Here is a 23,782-nt window from a genome sequence, read left to right as displayed (position 1 = left end):
AATAGAAATATTAATCTCAAATTACTATCACAATGAAACGATTATTATTAACAGTTGCACTATGTGTTGCAGCATCATCTGCCTCTTTCGCTCAAAAGAAAGCCGTTAAGGAGGCGCAAGGAATAGCAAAAGGAGACAAGGCAGACTTCACTGAAGCAAGAGCCTTAATCAAAGGTGCTTTGGAAAATCCTGAAACAAAGGATGACGCCCAGGCATGGTATGTTGCAGGTTTTATCGAAGACCAGCAGTTTAGTGCTGAAAGAACAAAACAGATTTTAGGACAACAGCCGAATGAACCGGTTATGTACGAAGCATTAGGTGCTATCCTTCCTTATTTTAAGAAGGCTTACGAACTGGATCAGCTTCCTAACGAAAAAGGTAAAATCAAACCTAAATATTCTAAAGACATTAAGAGTATTTTAGGTGCTGACCACGTATATTATTTCAATGGTGGCGCTTATTATTTCGATCAGAAAGATTATAAGAAAGCTTACGATTTCTTCAACCAGTATCTGGAAATCTCAGAACTGCCTATGTTCGAAGGAACTCAGACTGCTGAAAAAGATTCTACTTTCATGACTGTTCAGTTCTATGCAGCAGTTGCAGCTACTCAATTGCAGGATTCTCCTATAGCAATCAAAGCTCTGGAACGCGCAAAGAGCACAGATTTCAGACTAAATGATATTTACCAGTATTTGGCTTACGAATACCAACAGGCAGGTGACAGTGTAAACCATGTTAAGACTCTTGAAGAAGGTTATTCAAAATTCCCCAATGAAGACTTCTTCCTGATGAGTTTGATTGACACTTACATCCGTTCAGGTCAGAACGAAAAAGCAATAAGTTATCTGAATACTGCAATTGCACAGAAACCTTCTGAAAGCCAGTTGTATCATGCACTGGGTATTGTTTACGAAACAGGTACTAAAGATTACGCTAAAGCTGAAGAAACATTCAAGAAAGCATTAGAAGTCAATCCGGAAAGTGTTGAATCGATGTCTGCTTTGGGACGTATATATTACAACCAGGCTGTAAACAAACAGGGTGAAGCTAACATGATCAATGATAGCAAGAAATATCAGGAAGAATTGACTATTGCAAAAGATCTTTTCAAACAAGCTCTTCCTTATTTCCAGAAAGCTCACGAAATGAAACCTGGCGAATCAGAATATATGGTTGCTTTAAGAGGTATCTATTATAATCTGAACATGGGTCCGGAACTGGAAGCTATCGAAGCTGAAATGAACAAATAATAATCATTTCATTATATATAAAAATAGCCGTCTCTGTTGAGATGGCTATTTTTTTGTTTATACTCGGGAACAGCTATTTTCTATCAGTAGTGGATACAGCCCTTTACAGATAAGGGATAATCGTTATATAAATACCTGTAATAATTGCAGACGTAATAACACCTGAAATATTAGCACCTAACGCATCACCTAAAATGAAAGAGTCCGGGTTCTCTTTACTTACCAGTTTCTGCGCTACTTTGGCAGTAGTAGGAACACAACTGACAGCAGCAATACCGATTACCGGGTTATAATTTCCGCGTTTAATGAAATACATGATATATCCGCCAATGATACCTCCGATACCAGACAATAACAATGCAGTAATTCCTAATACCAATAATTTCAAGATCTTGGGATCGAGTAACAACTTAGCATCGCACAATACACCCAATAACAGCCCCAACATGAAAGTCGAACCATACAATAACGGACCACTGACAAAATCATAAATATGCTTCATGCCTGATTCGCGAACGGCAACACCCAGGAACAATGAAAAGAAGAGGGGAGAGGCCACCGGGAATAAAAAGCATAAAACAGCACACAAAATAACAGAAAAAGCCAGTTTAACTTTAGCATCGTAGTTTTTGGGAGGTTTTGTAGTGGTCATTTTTATGGCACGCAAACGCTGCGGGATCAGGAGTTTGACCAGATAAGGATATCCTCCGTAGGTCAGTCCCAGATATAAATAAGCAACAACAGTAATAGGAACAAATAAATGTTTGGCCAGGATCAGGGATGTAAACAAAACCATCGGACCATCTGCACCGCCAACCATCGCAACAGAAGCGCTCTCACTTAAAGACAAACCAAAGGCGCTGGCAATAGGCAACGTCAGAAAAGTTCCCAGTTCCGCACAGAGAGCCAGGAAAAGACTGGCAAAAGGCTTCTGAAGCAGAAAGCCCACATCCAGTAATGTTCCAATACCCATAAACACGAAACAGGCAATCAAACCATTACTGAAAGTCAGTGTATATACGGGTTGAAGAAAATCAATCTGCATTGTATTCATCAACTCGTCTGTATCGGAAAGCATAGGATCCAGAAATAAATTACCTAATACACTTTCCGGCATGATTAAAGTACCACAATTGATTGCAACCATTCCTAGCCCCATCGGGATCATAACCATCGGCTCCAGGACTCCTTTCCAGCCTAAATAAACGAGTAGGCCGCCAAGTGTAATCAAAAAAACACGCGCAACAGCCAGTATCCATCCACCGGCAACCATTGTTCCAAAGCCTTGGAACAAACTAAAAAAATCAACATTTTCCATATCTGTTTTTATTTTTCGATAGAAGGATTCTCCTTTTTGTTTGTATTGTTCTTTCTCATTAGCTGTTCCTCTTTTTTGAGGTACATAATGCGAGTATCCTGTGGATAGTAATAATCCATCAGATCCAAATGAGAAGCGCCATGACTTACGCCATGATAATATCCGGACGGTTTTATATGGAGAAGATCGCTGTTTACACCACGACGGAATTCTTCGCGTTCGTCATCAGTTACATCTTCTTCATTATTTACCACATCCAGCCCTAATATTTCACCAATTTTGGCACGCAATTTATTTAGTTTGCCGAATTGCACCAGTTCATCACTGTGGGAATGGTGAAATTCCAGGGAGTCGGCCCAAACAGCAATAAGCTTGATTACACCGGCAACAACAAAACCGATAATGAAGGTCAGAGCCATCATTTCAAGGGTTGAAAGTAATAGACTTAACATAATTATTTAATTTAAAATCCAATATAATACCTTAATTAGGGTACATGATTAGTCATTATCTGCCAATTCACGTGCAGACAATAAAAAAGAACAAAAAAAAGATGTTAAACTAAATAATTATTTTCCGTAGTACGTAGACCCAATGGCCTGATCGTATACGAAGAGTGGAGAATTTTACAGATTGTGATATTAAAAATGTTTCAGATACTTTATTCAGAATATTTTGTTCCTTCTGAAGAAACAACTCCAAAAGACGGGTAGTCACTTTAAACGGACGTTCGCATCGGGTTGGCAACACCTGACTACGAGTAGTAAGACAATAGACTGAATGATAGCTTTGACTTAAATCATAATTCTTTAACTCGTCCTGGAATGGATGTTTTTCCTTACTGCAAACAAAAGTCGTTTTCTCAGGAGACAAAATATTTTCATCTTCAGTCTTTATCTGCATATTCAAAAGAAGCAGAAACAGAAACGACACTATCAACAATACTTTTTTCATCGCGGTGCGAAGTTAGAATAGTTATTTAACATACAACATAATTTTGTCAATAAAAGTTGAAAATAATTTGCGTGGGATAGTCCCAGGATAACTTCTTACAATCCTATTAAACATAATCGTAATAGGCAATATAACTATCACTATGCCACTATTTTAACGAATCCCGTATCAAGTGTAATTGATAGGAGAGGAGCCCTAGTAAAATTATCCAATCGTGAACTATACCAACCCGACTTTTCGTATACATTTGTCAACTTCTTAGCGATGTACGGATTGAAATACAAGTCGATCAGCCGACTAGATTTGTGTTATGACTGCAATGATTTTGTTGGTGGAATGTCGCCGCGTCGCCTGATAAATTCTTTTCTCTCCGGTCGATTCTTAAAAAACGGTCAACCATCATACACATTACAGGGTGACACAATGTCTGATAAACGCGACCAACTAGTCGATGCAATCATCGGAGCGCTACGCGAGCAATCCCCCGAAAATGAAAATGACACAAAGCGTATTTTACAATCAGTTGTAAATGAACGTATTAAAAGGACGGATGACAGTCGATGTACGTTAAGAGGTTCAGCAAAAAATGTCAGGGATATTAACTACATATCATTCGGTAGCCGTTCTAGCGCTGTATGTACATACATGTACAATAAAACAAAAGAGTTACGCGAAGTTAAAGAAAAACCATATATCCGCCAATTATGGAAACTGAACGGTATTGACGATAGCCGCGACGTATGGCGCGTTGAAATATCTATCAAGTCCGACGCGAAAACGCTTCTGAAAACAGACACAGGGGAAATATTTACGATCAGTACCGATATGCTAAAATTACAGGCAGACATTGAATCCTTATTCTATATCTACGCAGATAAATACTTTGATTTTAGGATAAACGACCTGACGAAAAACAAAAGCCGCATGAAATCAGTATCTATATTCGAGCATATGCCAGTTATAACAACGCGTCCCGTCAGGTTGACACTGCGTCAAGATGTGACAAAAGCCGATAAAATCTTTCTCCGTAAACTGGTGAACATAGAAAATGAAATACCGTTCCCAACAGAACAATTCATTGATGCCCTACGAATTGTCCAATACGAATACACATTTTCAAAGAACCTTGCTGCATTCCTCGCCTATAAAGCCTACCCGGAAATAAGACGGAGACCATAAGGCGTGCCATAGGCAACCGTATATTTCCCCCCCCTTAGCGGAGCGTAATTAAATAATCCTATTGATATAAAAACGAATAATATGGAAACAATTATAGCCGATGGCAAAGAACTAGATAGTCCTGAAAACATGGAACTATTGGTATATTACTCTCTCTCTGCCTTGGAAGCAATCAAGTCAGTACATCAATACCTAGACATAAGCGTAGATAACCAACGGAGCGGAATAAACCTAGCCTTGTACTTCATGTCCCATGACACAGAATGTATAATAATGGATATAGAGGTAAGCCTACAATCTATTAGGCTGATTAAACGTAAAGGCAACCAAATACCGCTAAGACGGATCATTATTTCATGTTAAGTCAGTCAAGTTGAACCGCGCGCCCAAATATGGTCGCCCGGTTCGCACTTCGCGCGTCCCGACCTCCCGGGCGCGCTCCGCCTGTCATGTACGATACCGCCCTCATAACTGGACGTCTGTTATTTCCCGTAATGGCACTGTGTCGTTCTCTGCGTGGTTCCTCTTCTGCCGTCGTCATGCCGTCCGGGGCGCCCGCGTCGCCCCATGCAGCGCCCCAAACGCCCCGAAGGACACCGCCTGTGCTTTCCCTTCGCGCCCTCACAACTGGACGCCTATTATATCTCAAACGCCTTTGTTCCGTTCTCTGCGCGTGCTATACCTATCCCCAAATGTAGGCGCCTGTGTTACCGGGCTATATAACATAACGAAAGTTGTTGCCGTTCGCTTATACGCCGCGTTCCGCGTGCGCAGCGCCCAGCAAAACTTGGCGTTATGTTAAATAGCCCTCTTTCGCCTTCGCGTAATAACTAAATAGCCCGACACAAAGCGCCTTGCGCCCCGTGCCCGGCTATTTAGTTATTACGCTCCGTCTCCTTTGTCTCCTGTAACGCCTGTTTCATTCAATGTTACTCTTTGTCTATCCCTCTGCCTGTGTGTTGCGTTATGCCGTGCCCGCCCGCCTTATGCGGTGCCGCGAGCGCAAGCGCTTGCTTCCGCTCCGCAGGCGTCCGTTCCCGGCTACCGAACGGGGTAGGGTAACGTCAGTTCTATTCACAGTTACTCTAGTCTCTAAAGTGCCCCGCTAACCCAACCTTTGACCGATACCGTCTGTTTCCGCCTGCCGCGGGGCGTCTCCGTGCCGCTCGCGCCTTGTTCCAAGCCGTTCCCGTCCCGGAGCCTAAGCCGGAAGTTCTGTTGTTCAGTCAAGTTCTTTTCTCAATCCGATAGCCATTTTTATCTTTGAGGTGCCCGATTTTTCTTTTTGTCACTCCCTTTTACAGCGCTATCGCGCTGCCCTGTGCGCCTTCGGCGCCCCTGTTATATAACATATATTAACCATACGTATATAGTAATTAACACCATTATTTAGTAACTTAGTGTATTGATAATCAAAGTTTTAGCGTTCCACGTGAAACAATTTAACACAGGTATTAATTATTAAATATTGTAATATTATGACACAGGGTGAAAGAATAGAATCAAAAAAGTTGATGGATACATTGCCTATTGACATTGTATCTTACTACCGGAATCCAACAGACGGGAAAAAGCGCCTTATCTTATTTGACGCAACCCGATTGAAACGCTTGGAGGGCAGCGATTGGTATAAAATATGTGTTGACCAAATATGTATTCGTATCCTATACGCATGCGACCACGCATTTGTTGATAGCATCGAACATGAATTATTAACCGTTAAAATCTAACATCATGGTTTATAGGCAAGCCTTAGAAAACTTAGACACAATCAGAGAATCCCCCTTTTCATCTACTCTGTTTCCCGACTTTGAATATTATGCCGTACGTGTTGCGCGTGCTCATCCCCGCGGCTTATGCTGGTACGTTGACGAAATCGGCAAAACAATGGAACGTATCATTGTTATCTCGCGCAATGGAAAGCATTGTACCTACATTAAGTTATATGGTGATAACCATGCTTATTGTCCGTCAGACCTATTTGAATCCTACGAAGACGCAATCGAAGAATGTATCTCTAGGAATGGCAATCGAAACCTTTCCCGCCTGCTAGACGTCGAAGGGAAAGAAATACTCTATCAGGAGGTTTTAGCCTCCATCGCCCGTTAAGTAGAACGGGCGTAGATTTTACGCCCAACCCCCGATAAGGAACTAACAATTAAACAATTAATAATAAAACGAATGAATATAGATATTATACAAAGTCTCGAAGAAGTTATAGAGGAAGCTGACAAACATTTCGACATTGAGATGAAAACAAACCCCATATTTGAGGAAAGTGATCGACCTCTTTTCGTTTTCGAATGGTTGAAATGTGAATACAATAGATTATATATAAAATATACGCTAAATAAAAAAGAATCAACATGTACAAAATGATAATATATCCTTCCGATCAGGTGATTGCGGTAGCCTACACCAATGCCGGGCGCTTTGTCGCCCGCCTCGAAGGTGACCAATACCGCGGAATAGGAGAGGTCTTTACTGATCTCCGTCGCGATCAAACCCTACCGATCGACGAACCTGTCAACGTCCTAGTCATAAACTGTTGTCGGAACTTAGTTCACAACTACATTATAGCACTAAATTATTGGCATAGTATAACATAACAAAAGCAAGCCTACAATTATTTCAATTGCAGGCTTGTTTTTTATCCCGCTCACGAAAACATATAAGCAATCAGGCAAATGTCTTTCGAGTCCATCATACAAACTACTATCGTCGGAATATTCGGAGATCGAATAATAAGAATAGAATGATTATCAAGTAATCCGGGAATTTTAATAATATTCAAAGCATTTAACTGTGTTCTGATTTCTGATTCAGATAATCCCCTGTAATTCTCATTCACAAAATACGTTGTGTTCTCTAGGTTGCTCGGTAAATCTAATGTTGACATAATACTGGTGTATTGGCGCCCTCTGTCCCTGTAGAGCGGTTAACAAACGAAAAGCGTGGGACGTTAACCCATCGGTCGTAACAGGTACCGCCAAGCACCTAAGTACACGAATGAGAAACACCCACGCCATGCGTAGGCATCTAACATTTTTTCGTGTACTCGTAGTTCAATTGGCGGTTTCGTTACGACACAAAAAAAGCTAAACGCTTTTATATTTTCAATACAATTGTCCCAAATTTGCCCCCTCTCGGGCGCTTTTCAGGCGCAAATATAAGAATTAGTTCTTAATCCCTACATAAAAATAACAAATCGAGAGACATAATGTTTTCAAATTATGCGCATTCTCTGTATGAATTTTATACCCGCAATAAAATATCAAATACAAATCAAACCCGAATATCGTTAAATATATATAAATATAAATAGAGTAGGGGTGTACTACAATTTGACAATATGACACCAAAACAACAAATAACATATCATATTGCAAGTGCCTCCGTGATTCCTCCGTATTTCCTCCGGTCTTGCTCCGTGTCAATCAATTTTACACCTTTGCCACCGATCAGCATCCGTACAGGACTTAACCTCCCGGATAACCCTGACCATAAAGTAATATGGGTATAGTAAAGAATGGTACATTAGGTATCGGTCGCAAATCATTCGGCGACGCCACATACCGAACATCACGCGGCAGAACTATCGCCGCCAAACGTATTCAGGAAAACAAATCGAATACATCTATGCAATCCGACCAACGTAAAGCGTTTGGCATTATGGGCCGTTCAGCTAAATTATTGTCGGAATGGATAGATAAAACGTTTGATAAAACGAAGTACGGATCTCAGCGCAATCATTATGTAAAACTTAATGCGCCTATCATGGAATGGCTGAAGGTTAACAAAAAGTTGGATGGATTAAACTATCTCTCTCAGATTGTTGCGGCTATTGAGGACGGTGTTACTGTGTATGCCGGAATGGGGGCGAATTTGGCAGAATCCGAATTTGTTCAGAACGAAAAAGAATTATCTGCATCTGTAACATATTCTAAATTGTTTGCTGTTGGGGATAAGGTATTGATTGTTGTTGCACAAAGTTACGGTAAAACTACGCCGGGGAACAACGGTCTTAGTCTTAGTTCCAGTTTTGCAGCGGCTCCGATCTACGAATATGTTATTACTGACGCTGACGCTGGTAAGAACACAATATCTCTTGACAAAGATAAGGTTCCCGGTTTGGCTACAGCTTGCGAACCCCTGAGTACTTATAAACAATCGGCGATCATGGCTTCTGTTGCTGTGATATCAGGAAAAGACGCCTGTCAGTGTTATTTTTCGTCTCTTGAATTATACGTTGAACCCGGTGGTGGTGACCGTCCCGAAATTGAATAGTTATGAAACCGTTTTGGAAATATACCGTAGGTCTGTTGGTGGAAGTAGTTATTAAGGTTCTGCAAACAATTATCGGCAAGGACGATAATATAATCAAAGGAACAGGTAGTAACAGTTCGCGCAAAGACTAAACTGTTAACGAAATACAATATAAAAAGGTGGGCTATTGCAGTTCACCTTTTTTTTGTTTTGCTTTGTATCGGGTAGAGATAACCCGACGGCTGGGGGGCTGTCGGCTAACGGTAACCCGACTAAGGCAAGCCCGGCGACTCTTTCAGGGTCGCCGCTTCTGTTTCCGCCAGTCAACAGTTATATATTCCCCCAAAAAAACGGGTTATCCCGGCAGAAATTGTCCTTATGAAAAATGCACAAACAACCCCCAAACAAGTGCAACCATACGCGATAAGTGTAGACTGGTTGCAAGTATATTGCTTTGTTGACAATCCTAACATAGAGGAGTTTACGCCTTTATTTAGTTCACAATTCGAAATTGTCAAACTGCCACACGGAACACGTCAGTTTAAAAATGTGTATGAAATCTATACCGTTGACAGAGAAGAAGATAACCCCAAAAACACCGTAGATAATCCTATTAAACATAATCGTAATTATAAAAAATAGTAACAGAAAGATATCAGGAGCTATTCAGGCATAAAAAATCCGTATATAACTTCACAGTTACATACGGACCAAACAAATAACAAACTCTACTTATATGAAAAAACAAATACTACTAACATAATTATTACAGAATCTTTTTTCAAGCTCTGTTTATCATTATAACAATGATATGCTTTATTTGGTTCTGACTACAGAATAATTTTCTGCTATTTTTTTCTGGGGTTATTTAAACGATCCCTGAAAATTATCTCCGTAGAGAACTTTATTTTATTCGATATTATAACAAAACGTCATTTATTTATGTTCCGGAATCATATACTAATAAATACTAAAAAGGCATGTATGTATCTTTTTTGATACTCTACATGCCTTAAACTCTCTGTAATATACTTTTCAAACGAAAGCAATATGCATTTCCATATATCTGTTATTCGGCCTGTTAACGAGATTTTCCTTTGCGATCTTTTCGCAATCTTCTATATCCATACCATTTTCAGGAATACTCCAGTACCACAACATAGGTGCTTTTTCTCTTTCAACTGTTTCCATTTTTCTCCATTTTTAAATTCAACTTCATCTATGAGACAGAAAAAAAGAAAATACCCCTATCAGCTCATAGAGTTTTTTTGAATGACAGATGCATTATTTTATTTAATCGTTGTTCCAGCATCCGGAGTTAGCTCCTGTGTTAAAGAATCGGCTAGTTCTTTATTGTATTCTTTGAGTAAATCAATATCATGTATATCACTGATATCGAGTATTTCACGAATTAATTCAACTTTACCATTTTCCAATTCAGTGCTAGGTATCATACTTTTGTCGTTTTAGATTGATTAATATTGTTTTAACTTTCATCTAACAATATTAATTTCACATTGTTCACATGTACAATCTCTTTTAACGAAAAAAGGTGATCATCGTTAAATAGATGACCACCTTTCTCTTATAACTGAAATAAAATTTTATTTAGCTGCTTCGATAGATGCTTTTCTAAATTCTTTCAGTAACTTCTCAAGTTCCAAAGAAGCTTTGCGAGCACGTGTACCTGCTGCTTTGTTACCATTTTCAACCTGTGCATTAGCATTTGTGCTAAATTCTGCAATCGCTGCATTAATTTTCTCTACTAACTCTTTCATTTTACTTTTGATATTTCTTATTATTAAATCGAAGCACAAAAATATAAATAATTATATCATGAGCAACAAAAAATTGACAAAACATCTCTGTTCAAGTGCCGAATATTAATAAAAGACTTATTAAACAGCCCCCTCCTACTTATTTAAAGCCTCCAGCAACTGTTTGCCAGGTTTAAATTTAACACTTTTCCGGGCTTTTATGGTTACAGGCACACCGGTTTTTGGGTTACGACCAGGACGTTCGGTCTGTTGCCAAAGGGTGAATGTGCCGAAATTCTGGAAAATAATGCTGTTGTCTGTCAGAAGCGCTTCTTCAAAAACTTCTTCCAATGTATGGATAAACCGTAATGCCTCCACTTGCTTAATAGACATTTTGCTGGATATTTGTTTGGATAGTTCTACTTTATTCATATCTGTATTATTTTAATTCTCTTTTAAAAACTTACTTCATTCTCTATTGTATCTACATCATCGAATACGGCAACATTGCCATCCGTGATCTTCACACGGAGATCAGCACTGTTGGCTCCTTTTATATTGATGGTCAGATCATAATGGTGATCCCGTTGGATGTTATAATTATTTGTCAGGTTATCACCCAGGTAAAAACGATATTCGACTTTTATCCCGGCTGTATGGCTACTGGCGTACTTATAGGTGCCCTTTAAAGTAAGATATGTACAACCGGTCAGTTTACCATCCGGAGTTGAAGTGGTAACAGACGTACTGCCAGGACCATTGGATTCTTTGTTTTTTCCTTCGAACGATTCGGAAATACCCAATCCCCGGAGGTTTTCCGGCATACAGAAATAAGCAGAAGAACCAGCTGTAGAAGTTAAACCGCTAAAAGCCGTCTCAGTTGTCTTCATAGTTGTGCCGTCAATTGTTGCCGGGTACTTGCTGTTGCTACTGCCTCCTCCAGCCGTATATAAAGCCATTTTCGTGGGAATATTGGTAATTGTTGCAGTCATATCAGATAATGATGCACTGGCATCATTAAATTGAACTCTAACCGTTACTTTAGCATAAGCCCTGAATAACCGGGATACAAAGACTACCTTTTTGTCTCCTTCCGTACTTCCGGAAGAAGTTGTTTTCGGATCATATTTAGAGGGACCTGAGGTCAATAAGGTAGGCGTTGAACCTGTTGGCGCTGTAAAATCTACTGTTGTCGCTTTTAATTCGGTCTCAGTACCCTTAAAGTCTTTTAAGAGGGTTTCTCCCCCATTAACGATTATATAAAAACAACTTACGATATCAGAAAACTTTTCAGTATCTGATGTTGCATCTGTATTGATCCTGACCATATAATCATTTTCCTTTACAAAATCGTTATCATCGGACGCTTTATCTTCTTTATAGAGACTTTTGATAAATTCTCCGGAAGCGTTATATTGCAATATCCAGACATTATTCACTGTTATCTTTTCATCTCCGATTGTTACTTTCGTCTCCACACTGATCGATTCAGGCAATTTCAGGCAAAACTGAAAATCGCACATTTTGCCATTATCCATACCTCCGGAGTCTTCCGTTGCTTCACATCCCGTAAACAGTAGTGTTAGCAATAATAAAAAATAGTATATACTTTTCTTTTTCATACCCTTCTATTTAAATTATTCACCGACCTCGTCTGTTGACTGGTCTACTTTTGTATAATCAAGCAATGATATAGTGATATCGCCCGGATTCAATATACCGAAGAAAGTTAGCGTGAATTCAAATTTATATTGCATTCCCTTCAACAATGCTTTCGAAGTGGTGGCAGTATACTCAAATATACCCTCCTGAGTGCCCGCAACGCCATCTTCCGTATAGAAAACTTTCAATGTAATTACAAACTCAAGAGGCTGGCTACCATTGACCGGCAATAACACTACCGGATCATTGTTCGTATGAGGTTTATCCCAGCCATTTACCGTATAAGAGAAATTCGATACCGTATATGAACTGGTATAGCCCGCCCCCGGTCGCCAGTCTTTTTGCCCTAAATAATAAGTTAATGGAACTGATAAGTTTTTTATCTCTATTTTCTGAACTATTAAATCAGTTACTTTAACAGGTGATGCTTTTGCTTTTACCGACAGTTCTATTTTTGAACCTAAGCGGACAAACGGGCCTGTCATTGAGACTTCCATCTTGTTATCACCGTCATCTTGCGGTTGCACGACCAGGCCTTTGATCTCGTTGTACATGAAATCGTATCCATTATTTACTTTTATTTCACCCGTATTGGGATTTGGAGCAGTCTTACTGTTATACGAAATAAAATAAAGATCATATTCACCGCGATAAAGAGACATATTGCCGTCAGCCGTTCCGTCATCTTTTATTGTACAAGAACTTTTGCCAAGCGGTTCAGGTAATTTTTGTGTGGATGCATCCACAGCTGTTCCGGCTTTATAAGCCAGAACAGTGAATGTTGTACCGGGATCAAGGTCTACGAGCTTGGTAGCTCCCAAGGCCTTGGTTAAAGAGGCTTCATACAGTTTAAATGAAAGTTCAACCGGCTCCTCCTTTCCCTGCGGCCCCTGCTCGTTGTCATTATCCGGTAGCCCCGATGTACATCTCAACATCAGCAACGCCAGGCAAACCGGTAATAGTATGTTTATTCCTGTCTTCATAATCATTTCTTCAATTTGTTAAATACCTATATTCGTATCCTGGCTGGCATCACTTTTCCAGTCTTCGACCTTAAAGTTTTTCAATACACCGCCGATTTTGTTGACTGTAATGGAATACATATAATGTTTGCCCGCCTCCCATTTGACAGGGGTAGCAGATGCCGTTTTGAATGTGCGCAATTCGGAACTACTCTCACCGCTTACAGCCACTGTCAGGCTGAAAGAGAGAACCGATTCGGTTGCGCTCATCGGAGCTACCAGACAAAAAACATTCGGAGAGGACTGTGAGGAAGACAGTAATGCCGAACCGTTCAATGTAACGGCAGAGGTAGAAACCAAACCGTTCAATACCCCATCTGTTAACTGTATGCTGCCTTCGCCTGTCTGCAACTTATTCGTATTACTTAGTATATTTATCTGCTTCAAATAAATCACTTCACTGACGTCAGTCGCTTTGTCGATTTTGAAACTAACCTTTGCTAAAGCATGATTCATCGTCAACGAAATTGCACGTTTAGCCTGGGTAATCCCTGTCTGTTTTGTGGCATAGAGATAATCCGTTTGCTGGCTTCCGGTAAAGTCGAGTTTCTGGGTCTCATCCGAATCGCTTCCTTTCCTGACGGATACCGGGATAGTCAGGTTACTGCCGGCTGTTATGTCCGCCCCGGTCGGATAACAGGCGTATACGTCAGCACTCCCCGTTGTTATCTCAACCGAAGCTGTGCTCGACCAACTCCCGCTGCTTTGCGTAAACAGCAAGGATGGTGTCGATGCGTTATAGGCGGTTAATAAACCAGTATTGGCCACATATAATTTTACTTGATTGATAGAAGTCACGACTCCCCCACGGGTCTGTGCCGTTTCTGCCAAGCCAACCGATATTAGTTGGAGAGCGGAAGCAGACGGTTCGCCATTGTCCGGCAGACTGTCTGTGCATCCGGCACAGGCTGCCAATAACGCTGTTAATGTATATAAGTTCAATTTTCTCATATTCTTTTATGTATTAAGTTGCATTTAAGTCTCCCCCTGATACCGCATCACCAAACGAAGTCACGTTTACACTGTTAAGTATCAACTTGTTGGTTGATGTGAAATTGTAAATGTAGTTGTGGGCAGCTTCCAGTCTGAACTCCGTTACCTCATGATATTTACCCTTGGAAGCATCAGCCGTTGTATATACGGTTATTTTATATGTTGCCGAAGTGTTTGCACGAACAATACCGATATATGTATGATTTGTGCCGGAAGCTATTACCGGTAAAAGAGTTATTGTTTCGCCTGTTTCGCTAGTAGTCTGTAGCTTATCTCCTTCTAACGTAATACGGGTACCAGTCGTAGCTGCCGAATACTCCACGTTGACCGTAATCTTGGCTGCTGCCGGGGCAAAGACAAAATTAACACGGTTTCCCTTTGCAGGAATTTCAGAAGAAGTAAGCTGGTTACTTTCCCAAAATGCAGTCGGGGTCGTCTGATCTGCTTTTATGCCACTAAATGTAGTCGGATATGAAGCCGTATAGGTTCCATTGTCAGTTGTCATAGTGATTCCGTCACCTCCACCGGCAGGCAGCCATTTTGAATTACTGTAAGTGTAAACAGTAGGACTTCCATTTGCGTATGCACCTGAATAGATATTGATCTGGTCGCCTGCAACAAAGGTCTGTTTGTCGTAGTCTGAATCATGGGCATCGGCCCGTGTTACCGGTGCGGCTATTTCTGCTGTAATCTCAAGCGGACGGCCTTTCCATTCCTCCTGTTCTCCCGATGTACAGGAGGACAACAGAAACAGCAAGACGGCAATCTGTACGCCCGGTGATCGTTGTGTTGTGTTTATTCTTTTCATATCTGTTCTTTTTTATTTATGTCGGATCAGTTAATGTTCCGGTATGGGCTTGCTCCGGTGTCCAGGGTTTTATCTCGCTACCGACAGGCACCAGGATATTATTCTGAATGGTGAGTGTATATTCATACTGTGTATTGACAGCCAACCCGCAGTCGTTCAAAGTCGTTCGATAAGTTACATCGTTATAGGTGACACTGACGGTAATATTCGTGGCGGCTCCTTTGGGATAAACAATCCCATGCCAGGTATACGCACTGTTATCCGGACGATAAAGTGTTACGATTTCCTGTGTACTGTTTCCTGTCCGTAACCCCGTCGCCTGTACCTGAATACTAAAATCGCCCGAAAAGGCAGGGCCACCCTCTGCCGGTTTGAATATCAGTGTCAATTTCGTATTTACATGTTTGAATGTGAAATTAATGACTTCGTTGCCTGTCGATGCAGTCATATCCGTTTGCAGCAAATTGCTTTTCAAATAATTGGGCGCATCTTTTTGAGAGGCTTGAATACTGGTGTAATTTGTCGGATATACAGCCTGATAAATCGCTCCCGCCTGTAGGGTAAGCGCTTTTCCGGACGGCGGTGTCCAGGTAGTTCCTGATAATGTATATTCTATTGGATTGTCCGCTACTTCTCCATATTTTTTTGTGATCCGGATTTTATCGTTATCAACGAAGGTGCTTCTGTCATAACCATTATCTGCCGCAACCGTTTTACTGCCGCTTTCAGTCAGTACTCCGCCGAAACCGTCTATTGATGCCTGAACGTTCACAGGTTCACCTTCATGGCCGGAGGAGGTAAGGACCATTTCGTCTGAACAGCCAAAACCAGTAACAGCCAACCAGCAAACAGCCAGTACTACGCTTTTATTTATTGTTATTCTTTTTCTCATCTTGTTCTCCTTTCATCATTTAAAAATCATCCGGGCGAAGTGTACCGTCCCCGGTAACCTTTTGCCATCCGTCTATTGTTATGTCTTCAACGACAATGGCCCTATCGGATAAGATCAGATTGTAGGTATAGCGATAACCCCTCTCCCATTGTATCTGTTGAAAATTAGCCGCTTTGACAACCAAATGACGTTCATTTGCCGTATCTGTCGTTTTTCCGAGCACGATGGTAAATGAAACATCTGTTGGTTTGCTAGCCAGCGGAGCGACCAGGCCATAACCGACCATTGCCGGAGTACCGTTCTCACCACATTTAACGGCTGTGGCCATTGGGTCAGGAGTGAAACTTAACTCTTCTGTTCCAGTCGTTACGCCCAGGGTACCGTCTTTTAGTTTCATCGTCGTCGTTGCAGTGGTTGCCGTAGCGGCAAATATGTTTGAAGCAGTGTTGAGCGTGATCTTCTTAACATAGTCGTAATCGTTATCGACCAGACGTCCCGAAGCACTTTGCAGCTTAAACACGATCTGCGCCAATGCATGTTGCAAATGAATAGTGGGTGAAAAAGAACCCTCGGCATTACTGACTGTGATCGACGTGTTGCTACCGATAGCGTTTGAACCTGAACCGTACAGGTAATCGACCGTACTGCATTGCCAGCTATTTTCGCCGTTGAAAGTCATATCGGTCGGTATCGTAACCTCAATCGTATGCTCATCGCTGGTCGTAGAAGGACTGAATGTTGCATCTGAGGGACTGAAAGCGAAAACACGTGCCTGAAGGTTGTAAAGGTTTACGGCAGGTGTACCCTCCCAGGTCAAGGTTCCCGACCCTTTGGCTTTGAAGAGGGAAAGTCCGTCTTTCAAGTTGTTATCCGAATCTTTCACCCCCTGGTAAAAAGGATAACCAGCGCTTTCCGTTACATAAAGCATGACGGAGGATATTTTATCCTTATCAGTTACGGCTTCCGACGATTCCAGGCCGTTCACGACAGAACGAGTCGACGGTTGACCGGTATAGAAACGGGGTTGCAGCAAGACTGCTTCTCCCCGGTTACCGGAAGGGCCATTGTCTGCCCCGTCCTCTCCGGCCGTGCAAGCGGGCAACAGGAGAAACAACAGGTATCCCAGGAAGACACACTGCCGTAAAGGTGGTGCAGCCAGACAAATGGATTGTTTGTTTTGTTTCATATTGATTCTGTTTTTATTTATATCGTTATTATTGATGTATCAAATGTTTGTATCGGGAATCTGGGCGGCATCCTGCCAGCCGACGACATTAATTCCCGACAGTTCAAGGCCGGTCGGTTTAATCGTTACCGTGTAGGTGTAGATTATGCCTCTCTCCCATTGGTTGGTACAAGCCACCGACATCGGTTTATCATCGACAGTCAATGAAATGGTACCTGATAATGATTCATCACTACAGGGAATAGCGTAGTTTGTGATGGTAAGCGTTGTATTAGCATCGGTTGTGGCGGTTGCCGATGTCAGCGTGTACTCATATGATTTATCGGTGGCGGAACTGCCGGTGTTATCCAGATCGAGCAGTTCACCGTTTGTTAATTTCATGCGGGTATTGCTGCCCGGCACAGGTATTTTGGATGTGTATTTTACAGAGGTGACTGCGGCGGCTCCTTTGTAACTGTCTTCTTTTTTTATAATAAGGCGAAGTTTGGCAAAAACATGTTTCAGACCGATGCTGACTGACTGGCCGGGGCCTTTGGTTCCGCTCGGCATATTGTTTCCGTTGTTGGCGTAAGGTTGGTTTTCCTGATAAGTGTTGTTTTTGTATTCGACACCGTACATGTAGTCGTTTTCCGGCTGGGTAAGGTCTACTTGGTTGGTTGTGGCAGTTTTCGAACTGGTATATTCAATAGCTACAACCGGCACGGGAACGGTTGGAACCGGATCGGTTGAACTGGTTGAACCTGTTACCGGATCGTTCTTAATATCATTGTTCCCATTCGCCGGAGCGGGATGGCAGGAGAAGATGATTGCTTTCTCATTGTTCAGCCAGATGGTCTGGTCGGTCGGCACATTTTCCGGTACGAGTGAGGTGATGCCATTCGCTGTTGCAGGCTTATATTTTCCGTAAATACCTGCCGGACGGATACCGTAGGTCTGTTCGGTCGTTTCAGCGTTGACGGCGTAGATACCGACGCTGGTCAGAGCGGAAGCGTCGTCGATAGCGGCACGCGTCAGGGACACACCGGCTACACGCAGGGTAAGGCTTACCGGACTGTCGATATTTTCTTCCTTCGAACAAGAGGTCAGAAGGGAGATCGTCAGGATGGGTAATAACAGGTAATTATACGGTTTCATAATCTTTTATTCGTTTAATAAATTGTTTCGTTTCTTTCTTTATTTACGGTGACTGAGGGTATCTGTTTCCCCTCTCGAGAGGGGATTAAGGGATGTGTTAGAGCTTGTTATATAGCTGGACTATAACACACCCCCTGCCCCCTCTCAAGAGGAGAAAAGTTACTTTCAGCTCCTAATTGACAGGGAGTTCTCCGGTTGTTGCACCATTCCCCCAACCTTCTACTGTTACGCTGGATAGAGTTAAATCCTTACCACTTAGTTTGGCCGTGTAAAGGGTATTTGTGCCTTTTGCCCAATTTACAGCATCAGAAGTAGCAGCCAGGTCGACAGCATAAACAGTATTGTCTATTGTAAATTCTACCTGTATCGTATTTTTTGCTCCGTTATGAGGTAAAACAAGAATGCTGAATTTAGATGAAGCATCTTTAGCTGCATCCGTACCAGTTAATCCGGATCCGCCTTGCTTTTTCAATGTGTAACCATCACCAATAAAACGCGTGAATGTGACAGTTTTTTCAACTCCGGGTGTTATTGCTCCATCTTTAATCGCCATTACAGGAGCGGTACCCTGGCTTAAAGCCGTATTACTTTTATTCTTCAAAACGATTTTGGTCAGTTTGCTTGTATTGGCATAAGTTCCATCATTATATATACGGAAACTGACCATTGCCATGGCGTGTTTCATTTTTAGTGCAACAGAAGCATCCGGAGAACTAGCCACCTTTCCATTGCTGGCTGTCGCCTGTTTTCCGTTACTCTCTGCATCTTCCGCCCACATATAATCGACTTCTCCAGGAGCGGACAAGATTGTAGTTCCCGACGAGTTATCCGTTGTCGGGATCGTATTATTTGCATCCTTACTGCCAGGTGTCCCCGGGAACACGGTAACCGGTATTGTTGAACTTTCAGTTACAGTAGACGACAATTTCAACGGAGGAGTAGTAGCAGACGTCATCGCCCCATCAGTTTCAGGCTTATATGCCGGATGATACCCATAGATTGTGGCAGTCTCGTTGGTCAGATAAATTTTATCGGTACCGGTATTTGTCCAGCTTCCACTTTTCGTATATAGCGCATAATTGTTAGTCGTTCCATATGAAGTTGATGCTCCTACCGCATACACGGCTATACTTTTAAAATTGGTATCATCGGTACCTTCGTTTATCGCACTCTTCGTCAGCGCCACCCCGGCAGTGATGCCCAGTTCAACGGCGTCCGGGTCGTTGGAGGGGTTGTAAGGGGTGTCGGGGGTATCCTCGTTGCTGCAACTACTGGCAGACAGGGCAGCCAGAAGCATCAGGTAAATAGGTAATTTCGTTTGTTTCATTTCGTTCGTTTTTTATACTTGTTGTTTTTATTTATTAAGGTTATTCAACCAGATTCAGATCGTCGTTTTGTATCACCGGAACCCATCCGGATACAGTAACAGAAGAGATACCCAGTTCCTTGTCACCTATATTCAGGGTGATTTCGTGAGAAGTTCCACCGGCAAAAGACAGGTTTTCTCCGTCTGATTGAGGGGTGATCTCAAGGTCTTTGAACGTACCGATAGAGGTTTCGACTGTCAGCTTATAAACATCGGAAGTGCCGGTAAGCGGCGGCAAAAGCAGGGAGTTGGAAAGAGAGGTTGCTGTCGTACCGCTGATCTCTGTTCCATCGTCCGGGAGTTCCAAAAACAACTCACCGCTACCAGAGAAAGAGGTTTCACCATCGGTAAGAGCCAGCGTGACGCTGTTCGTTGTCGTAACGGTTATCTTCTTGACTTTCACGGTTAAACCACCGGTTACTTTCTTCATTGCTTTAAATGTCAACTGCGTAAGCAAATGCTTATAAGTGAGTGGAGTTCCGCTTCCATCCGTATTGACGAAACGACTCCCGTTCCACCGATTACCAGAGATTTGAGAGGCATACATCAGGTCGGTCTGGCCGGCGAGGGTGTACGTAACCTTACCATCATTATCGCTATACGAAGATGCTTTGGGAGCCACGGCAATCAGGTAAAGCCAGTCTCCGTTTTCCGGGTAAGTAGGGTTTTCAGACAATGGAACCGTACCGTTTGTCTGTACCTCCGTGTCTATCTTCCATTCCTTCACATTAGCCGGAGAAGTGAGGCCGGTGTAATCGCCGCTGCGCATAGAGGCAAAGACGGTGGTGCCGAAAGCCTTGGTGATCGCTTGATCGGCATCGGCCTTCGTTTCCACTGTCGCATCCCCCTGGGCATGCAGTTCGATCGGGACTTGTTCAGGCTCGGATTGCTCCGAGTCTGAACAGCCTGATACCAGCAATAATACCGGGAATAAAAGCAGATATATACGTTGTCGCTTCATTCGCTTTTTGTTCGTGTTAGGCGGGATTATTCAATATCAACCTTTCCAGCATCCCCTTTTTTCCAAGGTTCAATCTTGGCCGATGCAGTGATAATTATAGCACCTGATGCTGCTGTTGGTGGAGTGATATTGAAAGTTACCTGATGGGAGAATCCTTCTGATGTAGACAAGTTTGCAGTACCATCCTCTTTCTTAACAATCAAATTCGTATATGATTTAACAGCTCCTTCCACTGATAAATCAATGTTAACCAATATGTTTGTTGCAGGTTTAACCATGACAGGCACACTAGGTGCACAAGGTGTTGTAGAAAGTGCCGTATTACAGCCTGCAACCATTAAATTGGCTGCATCTTTCCAGTTAACTGTACCTGTATTAAATGCTAAAGAAGCCGGAACTTGCGCACTTTGGATCGTGATGTCTTTTACACTGACAGTTTTATTTGCCCATTCAGTACCATCCAATGATTTGGAAAGTTTAGCCACAAAAGTAAGCTGGGTTGTTTTATGTTGGAAATTAAGAGCGGCTTTAGTTTGATCCGATGTAGCCCCACTACCGGCAGCTTGCTGACCGGCAAACATCACATCCTGCAAACCGTCTGTTTGAGTAAACGTAACAGTTGTTCCGCTTACAGTACCTTGGGGAACAACACCTAATATCCAGGTTTTCTTTGGACTGGCATCACCATCTACCGGATAATACAACGTCGGTGTCAATATGATCTCATTTGCCGTTGTACTTGCTGTAAACTGAGTGTTGGCATAGTTTGCACGGTCAGCATCGCTGGCAAACTTGTTCTGATTGTTCAACGTATTATCCTTCTTCGGAGCAAAAGAATCAAAATCAGGTGCAGATGCGTTACTACTGTTGCCATCAACCATAATGATAACGGCATCCATTTTGTTACCCGGTATGATTGCCGCTTTCGACTCTACCCCTGTCACTGTCTGACTGATCTGGACAGGCACCGCATTTGCCGCCTCGCCATTGTCAATCACATTCTCTTCGTCATTTGAGCAGCTTGCCATTATCAGGGCCAATGCTGCCATACTTAATAAACTCTTTTTCATTTGTTTTACTTGTATAAATTAATAATGTGTGAAATATAAATTCTATCGTTATTTGTAAGGATCTACCGTTACGCCTCCCTGGTCACCCGGATTCCAGTCGGTCACTTTGACGGTGACTGTTACCTTGATGTTGTTTTCAGGTTCAGGGTCAGGGGTGTCGGGCACATCGGGAATATCCGGATTATCGGGCTCGTCGGGTGTGTCAGGGTTATCTGGTTCGTCCGGCGTGTCGGGGACTTCCAGCGAGATTTCTACCTCGTAGGCACTGCCGCTTTCACTGCCGCCAGTTCCAAACTTGACGGGAAGGTCTTTGAATGTCTTGTCGTTGGCCGGGTTGCCGTCCACATTCAGCACCAAGTCGAGCGTTAGCGTTGCTTCCGGTTGTACCAGGACGTAGCCGGGTAGTGTCACGGTTCCGTTGGTGATCGGGAAACCGCCTGTGCCGGGATCGGTATATACAACGATCGGTCCGGCGTTTCCTACAGGTTCTATCGCTTCCGAGCCGAGGTCAACAATGGCTGTCGAGGCGAGGCCGTTGATATGGACTGAGCGGATACGGTAACTGTCGGTTGATCCTTTCAGTTTCAGTGTAAAGTTCAGTTGCGAAAGCAGGTGGCGGTATGTGAGCGGTGTCTTTACGGCGTCGAACTGCTCGGCTATCGAGCCGTTTTGTTCTACCGAAAGCATTAAGTCCTCCTGCCCGGTCAGGATATATTCTACTTTGCCGTTGTTGAGTGGGGCTGCCGGGTAATAGCCACGCAGATAAACGGGCGAACCGTCGGCCGGATAATAGCGTTCGGGGGACAGGATAATTTCGTTATCGGTTGCTTCGCCCTCCCAACTGTCAGAATATTGACCGGCTGTGTTTCCGGCTGCAATGTTGACGGGGGTGCCGTCAAAAACATCGACAATGGCACGGGTGCGGATACCTGTATATAAATGTATAGGCACCGGGGTAATTTCTTCGGGGATAGCGATGGCCAGATCGAGGGTGTCGGCACCTGTTTCGGTTGCCCGATAGAGCTGTGACGAGACATCTTCACTGTAAGTTTGCTTTTTTCCGTCCGTACCCTGCCAGGATAATGTCAGCAGATGGGTGTCGCTTGATGTACCGGGGTCGACGTCCTCCGGCCAGGCGACACCGAGGATACCGGCTGTTGTGCTACAAACCTTCTGTGCATCGGGAGTCGGGAGAAGCATGCCGAGAGTCGCAGAAGTTGTTATTTCTTCTGTTGCCAGATTTACAGCCTTGGCAATGCCCTGCAAGGTAGCATCCAGCGAGCCGGCGATCTGTCTGCCGGGGGCCGTCACCGTGAGACGCAGTATCTTGCGGATATCTTCGGGTTTAAGGGTCAGCTCATTCGTCTTTCCTTCGGCAAGGGATATGCCCGAACGGCTGGCGACATAGACAGGTGTATCCAGCGCAGGCATTATTGTTGATCCTTCGGGGACACGAACTGTTGCGGTAGCCGTGGCAAAGCCGTTGGTACCATCTATCGTGACCGCTTCCGGATCGTCGGTCGTGAGCAGGGCGTCATACTGTCCGGCAGGCAGCCATTTGTCGAGTTTGCCTGTCGCATTTGCTGCATCGAACCGGCTTTCGAGCGGTTCCGTCAGTCCATCGCCAAAGATGCGGAGAGCCAGTGCCTGTGCGCCGGGGTTTTCGACCGTGACGATGAGTTGTCCCTCCCCTTCATGTTCGGGTTCGGGCTTGTCGTCATCATGGCAGGCGGCCAACAAAACGAAGGCGGCAGCCAGCAGGAACGGTTTAGCAACTAAGTTATTCAGTCTCATATTTTTTGTTTATAAATTATTCGTAGACACACGAAAAGCGGCACGACATCCTCCGGGGATGCCGTGTAACGATCGGTGCATCTGTTTTATTTATCGTTTACAACAGATGCGATTGATAAAGAGGAAAGGAATAATGGGCCAATTTGCTAATGTGCCAATATGCCAAT

The 23,782-nt window shown here is 43.1% G+C and carries 23 protein-coding genes; 6 read left to right on the top strand and 17 right to left on the bottom strand.

The window, feature by feature from the left end; translation table 11 throughout:
- The first annotated feature begins 32 nt into the window (after positions 1-32).
- The gene (locus tag NBH14_RS15820) at positions 33-1,253 is read left to right on the top strand and encodes a tetratricopeptide repeat protein (protein WP_186961859.1); all 1,221 of its coding nucleotides are present in this window, start codon (positions 33-35) and stop codon (positions 1,251-1,253) included.
- A 103-nt stretch (positions 1,254-1,356) separates the two neighbouring features.
- On the opposite strand, the gene NBH14_RS15815 is transcribed toward NBH14_RS15820, so the two are convergent.
- Together NBH14_RS15815 and NBH14_RS15810 are read right to left on the bottom strand one after the other, a co-directional pair.
- Positions 1,357-2,571, bottom strand: a complete 1,215-nt coding sequence (locus tag NBH14_RS15815) for a sodium ion-translocating decarboxylase subunit beta (protein ID WP_186961860.1) — start codon at positions 2,569-2,571, stop codon at positions 1,357-1,359.
- Positions 2,572-2,579: 8 nt separating this feature from the next.
- Positions 2,580-3,023, bottom strand: coding sequence for a LapA family protein (locus NBH14_RS15810; RefSeq protein WP_186961861.1), 444 nt, complete (start codon positions 3,021-3,023; stop codon positions 2,580-2,582).
- Between the two features lie 766 nt (positions 3,024-3,789).
- Between NBH14_RS15810 and NBH14_RS15805 the strand changes: the two genes are divergently transcribed.
- The 5 genes from NBH14_RS15805 to NBH14_RS15790 all read left to right on the top strand — a co-directional run bounded on the left by NBH14_RS15805 (position 3,790) and on the right by NBH14_RS15790 (position 9,612).
- Positions 3,790-4,704 carry a hypothetical protein gene (locus tag NBH14_RS15805; protein WP_186961862.1) on the top strand — a complete coding sequence of 305 codons (915 nt, stop codon included), beginning with the start codon at positions 3,790-3,792 and terminating at the stop codon, positions 4,702-4,704.
- Positions 4,705-6,591: 1,887 nt separating this feature from the next.
- Positions 6,592-6,813 carry a hypothetical protein gene (locus tag NBH14_RS15800; RefSeq protein ID WP_186961863.1) on the top strand — a complete coding sequence of 74 codons (222 nt, stop codon included), beginning with the start codon at positions 6,592-6,594 and terminating at the stop codon, positions 6,811-6,813.
- Between the two features lie 1,404 nt (positions 6,814-8,217).
- On the top strand, positions 8,218-8,991 hold the full coding sequence (locus NBH14_RS15795; protein ID WP_186961864.1) for a hypothetical protein: 774 nt from the start codon (positions 8,218-8,220) through the stop codon (positions 8,989-8,991).
- A 2-nt stretch (positions 8,992-8,993) separates the two neighbouring features.
- Complete coding sequence (locus NBH14_RS28690; protein ID WP_255502384.1) at positions 8,994-9,122, top strand: hypothetical protein; 129 nt, start codon at positions 8,994-8,996, stop codon at positions 9,120-9,122.
- A gap of 226 nt (positions 9,123-9,348) precedes the next feature.
- The gene (locus NBH14_RS15790; protein WP_186961865.1) at positions 9,349-9,612 is read left to right on the top strand and encodes a hypothetical protein; all 264 of its coding nucleotides are present in this window, start codon (positions 9,349-9,351) and stop codon (positions 9,610-9,612) included.
- A 393-nt stretch (positions 9,613-10,005) separates the two neighbouring features.
- On the opposite strand, the gene NBH14_RS15785 is transcribed toward NBH14_RS15790, so the two are convergent.
- The 15 genes from NBH14_RS15785 to NBH14_RS15715 all read right to left on the bottom strand — a co-directional run bounded on the left by NBH14_RS15785 (position 10,006) and on the right by NBH14_RS15715 (position 23,615).
- Complete coding sequence (locus NBH14_RS15785; protein ID WP_186961866.1) at positions 10,006-10,161, bottom strand: hypothetical protein; 156 nt, start codon at positions 10,159-10,161, stop codon at positions 10,006-10,008.
- Positions 10,162-10,259: 98 nt separating this feature from the next.
- Positions 10,260-10,424, bottom strand: coding sequence for a hypothetical protein (locus NBH14_RS15780; protein WP_186961867.1), 165 nt, complete (start codon positions 10,422-10,424; stop codon positions 10,260-10,262).
- A gap of 150 nt (positions 10,425-10,574) precedes the next feature.
- The gene (locus tag NBH14_RS15775) at positions 10,575-10,748 is read right to left on the bottom strand and encodes a BF3379 family histone-like protein (RefSeq protein ID WP_128135829.1); all 174 of its coding nucleotides are present in this window, start codon (positions 10,746-10,748) and stop codon (positions 10,575-10,577) included.
- A gap of 135 nt (positions 10,749-10,883) precedes the next feature.
- Positions 10,884-11,159, bottom strand: a complete 276-nt coding sequence (locus NBH14_RS15770; RefSeq protein ID WP_007656599.1) for an HU family DNA-binding protein — start codon at positions 11,157-11,159, stop codon at positions 10,884-10,886.
- Positions 11,160-11,182: 23 nt separating this feature from the next.
- Positions 11,183-12,349, bottom strand: coding sequence for a DUF4906 domain-containing protein (locus tag NBH14_RS15765; protein WP_186961868.1), 1,167 nt, complete (start codon positions 12,347-12,349; stop codon positions 11,183-11,185).
- 15 nt (positions 12,350-12,364) lie between these two features.
- Positions 12,365-13,372, bottom strand: coding sequence for a fimbrillin family protein (locus tag NBH14_RS15760; RefSeq protein WP_186961869.1), 1,008 nt, complete (start codon positions 13,370-13,372; stop codon positions 12,365-12,367).
- A gap of 18 nt (positions 13,373-13,390) precedes the next feature.
- Positions 13,391-14,362, bottom strand: a complete 972-nt coding sequence (locus NBH14_RS15755) for a fimbrillin family protein (RefSeq protein ID WP_186961870.1) — start codon at positions 14,360-14,362, stop codon at positions 13,391-13,393.
- Between the two features lie 13 nt (positions 14,363-14,375).
- The gene (locus NBH14_RS15750; protein WP_186961871.1) at positions 14,376-15,212 is read right to left on the bottom strand and encodes a hypothetical protein; all 837 of its coding nucleotides are present in this window, start codon (positions 15,210-15,212) and stop codon (positions 14,376-14,378) included.
- Between the two features lie 16 nt (positions 15,213-15,228).
- A complete protein-coding gene (locus NBH14_RS15745) occupies positions 15,229-16,104 on the bottom strand; it encodes a fimbrillin family protein (protein ID WP_186961872.1) in 876 nt (291 codons plus the stop codon).
- A gap of 19 nt (positions 16,105-16,123) precedes the next feature.
- Entirely contained in the window at positions 16,124-17,290 is a 1,167-nt protein-coding gene (locus tag NBH14_RS15740; protein WP_186961873.1) for a fimbrillin family protein, read from the bottom strand.
- 39 nt (positions 17,291-17,329) lie between these two features.
- Positions 17,330-18,424, bottom strand: a complete 1,095-nt coding sequence (locus tag NBH14_RS15735; protein WP_186961874.1) for a fimbrillin family protein — start codon at positions 18,422-18,424, stop codon at positions 17,330-17,332.
- Between the two features lie 172 nt (positions 18,425-18,596).
- The gene (locus NBH14_RS15730; protein WP_186961875.1) at positions 18,597-19,751 is read right to left on the bottom strand and encodes a fimbrillin family protein; all 1,155 of its coding nucleotides are present in this window, start codon (positions 19,749-19,751) and stop codon (positions 18,597-18,599) included.
- Between the two features lie 40 nt (positions 19,752-19,791).
- Complete coding sequence (locus NBH14_RS15725) at positions 19,792-20,751, bottom strand: fimbrillin family protein (RefSeq protein ID WP_250817642.1); 960 nt, start codon at positions 20,749-20,751, stop codon at positions 19,792-19,794.
- A 26-nt stretch (positions 20,752-20,777) separates the two neighbouring features.
- Entirely contained in the window at positions 20,778-21,821 is a 1,044-nt protein-coding gene (locus tag NBH14_RS15720; protein ID WP_250817640.1) for a fimbrillin family protein, read from the bottom strand.
- A gap of 48 nt (positions 21,822-21,869) precedes the next feature.
- Positions 21,870-23,615, bottom strand: coding sequence for a fimbrillin family protein (locus NBH14_RS15715; protein ID WP_250817638.1), 1,746 nt, complete (start codon positions 23,613-23,615; stop codon positions 21,870-21,872).
- Positions 23,616-23,782: the final 167 nt, after the last annotated feature.

This window comes from Parabacteroides caecihominis (genome assembly GCF_023656785.1).
Classification (GTDB): Bacteria; Bacteroidota; Bacteroidia; order Bacteroidales; family Tannerellaceae; genus Parabacteroides; species Parabacteroides segnis.
Note: the sequence above shows the minus strand (reverse complement) of the source record. Positions and strands in the feature narration are given on the sequence as shown.